The following is a 677-nucleotide window of genomic DNA, read 5'->3' as shown; positions in this document are numbered from 1 at the left end:
TCAGCCATTACCACTACGACGACCAAAACCGCCTGCACGCCCACGCCGTTACACAGCAGGAAAATTACCTTTACCAGCGCCAGTACGACTACGACAAATCCGGCAACCTCACCCGCCTGCTCGACACCCGCAAGGGCGAACACCTTTACCGCTACGACCCACTAAATCGTCTGACCCGCGCCGATCACTCCCAAGACGTCCAGGAACGCTTCGCCCACGACCCGGCGGGCAACCTGCTGATGCAAGACCGTCCCGGCCCGGACATCGTTGCCGGCAATCGCCTGATGATCCAGGGCGACCGCCATTACGACTACGACGCCTTCGGCAACCTGATCCGCGAACGGCGCGGCAAGGGCCATCAACTCGTTACTGAGTACCGCTACGACTGCCAGCATCGGTTAATAAGCATCACAAAACCGAACGGTGAAACCGCTAGTTATCGCTATGACCCGTTTGGGCGACGTGTCAGCAAAACCGTGGATGGCGAGACCACCGAGTTTTTCTGGCAAGGCGACAAGCTGATTGCCGAGCACCACGCAGAACGCCATCGCAGCTACATCTATGAGCCCGACAGCTTCCGCCCATTAACACTGCTGGAAGGTTTCGGCCCAAAAGAGACCAAGCCCTACCACTACCAACTCGACCACCTCGGCACACCGCAAGAACTCACCACGCCT

Annotated in this window: 1 pseudogene; it reads left to right on the top strand. The window is 58.6% G+C overall.

From position 1 onward, the window contains the following. Positions 1-677: pseudogene (locus tag E4O97_RS18535) on the top strand (type IV secretion protein Rhs); the annotation flags it as partial.

Source organism: Pseudomonas sp. W15Feb34, from assembly GCF_023127765.1.
GTDB lineage: Bacteria > Pseudomonadota > Gammaproteobacteria > Pseudomonadales > Pseudomonadaceae > Aquipseudomonas > Aquipseudomonas synxantha_A.
Note: the sequence above shows the minus strand (reverse complement) of the source record. Positions and strands in the feature narration are given on the sequence as shown.